Annotated in this window: 5 protein-coding genes; 1 reads left to right on the top strand and 4 read right to left on the bottom strand. The window is 42.2% G+C overall.

Annotation, left to right across the window (positions count from 1 at the left end):
- Window positions 1-264 precede the first annotated feature (264 nt).
- The 3 genes from CAG68_RS02120 to CAG68_RS02110 all read right to left on the bottom strand — a co-directional run bounded on the left by CAG68_RS02120 (window position 265) and on the right by CAG68_RS02110 (window position 1,701).
- Window positions 265-699 carry an Mpo1 family 2-hydroxy fatty acid dioxygenase gene (locus CAG68_RS02120; RefSeq protein WP_005377800.1) on the bottom strand — a complete coding sequence of 145 codons (435 nt, stop codon included), beginning with the start codon at window positions 697-699 and terminating at the stop codon, window positions 265-267.
- A 142-nt stretch (window positions 700-841) separates the two neighbouring features.
- Window positions 842-1,195, bottom strand: coding sequence for an MmcQ/YjbR family DNA-binding protein (locus CAG68_RS02115; protein ID WP_017633985.1), 354 nt, complete (start codon window positions 1,193-1,195; stop codon window positions 842-844).
- A 23-nt stretch (window positions 1,196-1,218) separates the two neighbouring features.
- The gene (locus CAG68_RS02110) at window positions 1,219-1,701 is read right to left on the bottom strand and encodes a MarR family winged helix-turn-helix transcriptional regulator (RefSeq protein ID WP_017633984.1); all 483 of its coding nucleotides are present in this window, start codon (window positions 1,699-1,701) and stop codon (window positions 1,219-1,221) included.
- A gap of 110 nt (window positions 1,702-1,811) precedes the next feature.
- On the opposite strand from CAG68_RS02110, the gene CAG68_RS02105 reads away from it, so the two are divergent.
- Window positions 1,812-2,699, top strand: coding sequence for a DMT family transporter (locus tag CAG68_RS02105; RefSeq protein WP_053306909.1), 888 nt, complete (start codon window positions 1,812-1,814; stop codon window positions 2,697-2,699).
- Window positions 2,700-2,831: 132 nt separating this feature from the next.
- Here the strand turns inward: CAG68_RS02105 and CAG68_RS02100 are convergent.
- Window positions 2,832-4,353: EAL domain-containing protein (locus CAG68_RS02100; protein ID WP_337250502.1), on the bottom strand; the 1,522-nt coding region annotated here is incomplete at its 5' end.

The raw sequence follows: 4,353 nt of genomic DNA, 5'->3' as shown, positions 1-4,353 counted from the left end.
GAGCAGTAATGCACAACAAATCATAAAGAAGGACTTTAATATATAGTGCCATTTGCCTTTTTTACGCTCTTCTCTCCAATAGGCATACTTATATTGTCGATCGTACATTCATCCCCCTAAAGTAAACTTGCCGTAAGTTTAAGCATCTCGATAGCGTAAAGTGCGTTGGCACCTCTTTAATCATAGTGCGTATCTAAAGTGAATGCTTGTCGTGGCAATAAGTATGTCTTGTGTCATTCGGATGATGCCTGATTTTGCTTATCGCTAGTGTTTTCTGAACACCCAAATCGGGCCGATGAGTAGAAACTGTAAATCCTCAAAAAACGACGGTTTTTTACCTTCAATCTTGTGACCGATAAATTGCAATATCCACAATACACCAAACAAGAGCATAGAAATATGCAGAACGGGCAACATCAATACCTCTAGAGACCAAATAAGGCCAATGCACGCTAATGTGTAGCCGATCATCATCATGAATACACTCAGAGACAAACGAAAATAGAAAACCCAAGTGGGGATCACCGCTACCCAAACCCAATTAAGTTCGAAGCCTAATAATGAAATCTGGGGAATCGACCAAATAAGTCCAACCACAGAAAGGTAGATACCTGGAACTGCGATTGTGTGAATCTTTTGGTTGATAGGGTTTTGGTGACTCTCCCCGTATTCTTTTAGCCATTCAGATAATGCTCGCATATCATTCCCCTTTTCCACCTTCTTATTCTTATCTTTTCCACCTTCTTATTCTTATATAGCCCGAGGATGAAAAAGGTGCGAATTTTTCCGTAAAGACTACGAGCAACGAGCGACAAAACAACAGAGGCCAGTGCGTTGCCGATTACTCACCAAGCAACGCTCGTTGTGCTTTCGGCAGCTTGGCAACGACAAGAGCATAAGAGCGTTCACACAAGTCTTGAATCAACCCATCCTCGACATCACCGTTAAAATAAACCGTTATCCAATGACGCTTATTTAAGTGATAACCCGGGATAATGTCCGTAAACTGCGACGTTAAGACTTCTCCATCTTCTGGTTTTACTTTTACGCTGACATACTCCCGACCGTTTCTCTCTGCAATGATGGCAAACATCTTGCCTTTGATTTTGTATACAAGCGCTTCAGGCCCAAATGGGAAATCACTTTCTGCACACATGAAGGTACTTAAGTATTGTTCTAGTTCTTTGCTTTTCATATCCCCTACCTCCTTCTGCGTTCTCACTCAAATTGTGGCAATAGCAATTTTAACGCCTGGTTAACCTGCTCTTTTTCATTGCCTTCTAAACCATGCAATAACGATTGCTGAACGTCTACATGCTCCAAAATTAGCTTGTCAATTAAGGTTAAGCCTTGCTCTGTTAGTTCAACGGTGACGCTACGTCGGTCTTCTTTACTATGGGTTCTGGTAATAAACCCTTTCTTCTCTAGTTTATCTAAGCGATTAGTCATCGCACCCGAAGTGAGCATCATCGACTCTATTAACGCTGAGGGAGTAAGACAATATGGTGAACCAGCTCGACGCAGTGTCGCTAACACATCAAATTCACCCATTTTCAGGTCGTACTTCTTATGTAGCTCGGCGACCCTAGATTCCATGTGTTTTGCAATTCGCATTAGTCGACCCATTATTGCCATCGGTTCAGTGTCGAGGTCTGGCTTCTCCCTAGCCCACTGCTCTACCACTCTATCAATTGCATCCATTATTTTTCTCCAAACATCATATATTTTTTATTTTAACATAAAGATACTTTACAAAAAGCCACCTTGCCGATATCGTTACATTTAATTATCTCTACATAAAGATATTTAACATGAACATTTTACTTGCGATGATTCCTGCCTTTTTTTGGGGGACGACTTACGCTGTTACTCAGTTTACTCTACCGGACTGGCCTCCCGTTTTACTTGGCGCTCTAAGGGCACTGCCTGCGGGTCTTTTGTTGCTGGCAATAAAGCCCTCGTTTCCAAAAAGAAGTGAGTGGAAGGTGCTGCTTGTTTTAGGAACCATCAACATCGCTTGCTTCTTTGGTCTCATTTTTGTCATGGCGTTGACGCTTCCTTCTGCCATCTCTGGTGTTGGTATGGTTTCGGTCCCCGTTTTTGCGATGCTGTTTGGTTGGGCGGTCTACAAACGTCAGCCTAGTGGCATTCAAGCGATAAGCGGCGCAACTTTGATTGCTTTAGCTTGGTTCTTATTTGATCCTAGCTCTATTTCTCTCGACCCCGTGGGCTTACTTGCGATGATCTCCGCCATTATGTGCATCGTGATAGGAAGTAGCGTAACAAAGTCACTAGGTACAAAAATGCACTGGTGGACAGTGTTAACATGGCAGCTCATTTTGGGTGGCGTGATTATGTCTATCGCAACAAGTGTGCTGGCAATAAACAATCCAGAGCCATATGCTACGGTCGTTCAGGACGTATCCATGACGAATATTCTAGGGTTACTTTGGGTAATTATTCTGAACACCGCATTAGGGTATGGCATGTATGTATGGTTATTACAGCGGATGTCGGTCGTAGATTTTACCTTTGGTGGTATTGCAAACCCTGTCGCAGGCATTGTTTCGGGCCTACTGCTATTGGGGGAAACGTTCACTCCTCTGCAATACAGCTTAATGCTAGGAATGATCGTAATGTCATTACTACCTCAGCTCATTACGTCGATCAAAGCGAAAAGAGCCGCACTCTCCTCCTAAGTAACGTTAATTCCTAACACTCTAGGAGTAATGAGAGTGTTAGGAATCCTCAAGCGTGAGCCCACCAGCAGAAATCAGCGCTAACCTAGGCAAATGACACCTTTAAAGCGGGATGTTATGACGTTATGGCTGTTAAGCGCTTGCAAGGTTAGTCAGGGGCTCAGGTTTAGCGTAAACATAACCTTGAATAAGGTAAATCGCATGCTGAGCCAGGTATTCGACTTGAGCCTGGCTCTCTACGCCTTCTGCAATCATCTCACATTCCGCTTTGTTCGCTGCAGACACAATTGAGTCCAGCACTTTCAATTTTTGGTCGTCAGACCCTATTGGATCAATGAACATCTTATCCACTTTTAAACATCGGATGCCCAAATCTTGTAGGTAAGAAAAGCCACCATATCCGGTACCAAAATCGTCAATTTTGAACTTGTAGCCTTTATTCGTTAAATACAAAATCTCTTTTTTCGCGGCCTCAGTGTCTTTTACCTGTATTCTCTCGGTCAATTCAAAATGAATTCTATTAGAGATTGGCCAATTTAACTCCGACAGCAACTTCGTTAATACACCTGACTCTAAATGGGAGGAAACAATATTGATGCTGACCCACGTATGCTCGGGTAAGTCACTTAAGTCTTGTATGATTTTACGAATAAGCTGATTCGTCATCGGGATAATCAGGCCACTTTCTTCTGCAGCACCAATAAACATATTTGGTGGCACCATTCCATCACGTCGCGACCATCGAATCAGAGCTTCATATCCTACTGTCTTACCATCGCGACTATCGACAATCGCCTGGTAGTAAGGAATAAATTCTGCATTACTAATCCCATTTTCAATTAGACCTGTAATGGATTTTCTCAAGCTTTTACCAGATATGTATGCAAAGGCAGTCACAAGACCAGCAAGCACACTTACAAGACCGCCCCACAAAAGTACTCTTTCCTGAGCATAATTTTTAAGTTTTTCACCGCTGTATATCTTGATGAGCATGTTGGCTTGAGACTCTCCTGAAAAGAAAAACTCTTTTGAGAGTGCGTTTTCTTCTCCTGCAATATTCGCTTTGCCACGGCTTATCGTTAAATCACCAAATATTGGTTCATCATACTTAAACTCTACAAATAGGCAGTCTTTGCAAGGCGTTTTTATTACCTCGTTAACCCAACTGTTATCAAGTACCCAGAAGACTTCAACGTGTTCATTATCATAAATGACCATCCACTCTATTTGGTCATTCTGTTGCGGCAAAATAAGTGATGCGAAAAAGTTTTCATCCATCTGAAATCGTTCACTACTAGATGGGCGAGACACTTCACTACCAACCGTGGAACACGTTTTTCCGCCTTCTGTGGTCATCGCAATAAAACGAATGTAACGGTTATAAAAACGTGGGTCGCGTAAAGTTCTTACATCACTATCACTACAAGTAAAATCTAACTGAGCAATCTGCTTCACTATTGCTCCGTCCAAATAGGCAGACCTTTGATTTAAATAATCTACGTAAGCATTTATTTTCGACGCTTTTACCGAGTTGACGTAAAAGTTGGTTATCGAATGAAAGGCCACTACAAATATGGCGATGGGAACTAAGCCGAGTAAAATGGCATACCTTGTATTCTTTGTTATCAAAGTTCGTCCTGCTAATCTGTCAAGC

The organism is Vibrio sp. V42_P2S4T144 (assembly GCF_009904715.1).
In the GTDB taxonomy this organism is placed as follows: domain Bacteria; phylum Pseudomonadota; class Gammaproteobacteria; order Enterobacterales; family Vibrionaceae; genus Vibrio; species Vibrio alginolyticus.
Note: the sequence above shows the minus strand (reverse complement) of the source record. Positions and strands in the feature narration are given on the sequence as shown.

Excerpts from the sequence above, each read along its gene's own strand:
- CAG68_RS02105 (WP_053306909.1), top strand. The coding sequence starts at position 1,812 with ATGAACATTTTACTTGCGATGATTCCTGCCTTTTTTTGGGGGACGACT.
- CAG68_RS02120 (WP_005377800.1), bottom strand. The coding sequence starts at position 699 with ATGCGAGCATTATCTGAATGGCTAAAAGAATACGGGGAGAGTCACCAA.
- CAG68_RS02110 (WP_017633984.1), bottom strand. The coding sequence starts at position 1,701 with ATGGATGCAATTGATAGAGTGGTAGAGCAGTGGGCTAGGGAGAAGCCA.
- CAG68_RS02115 (WP_017633985.1), bottom strand. The coding sequence starts at position 1,195 with ATGAAAAGCAAAGAACTAGAACAATACTTAAGTACCTTCATGTGTGCA.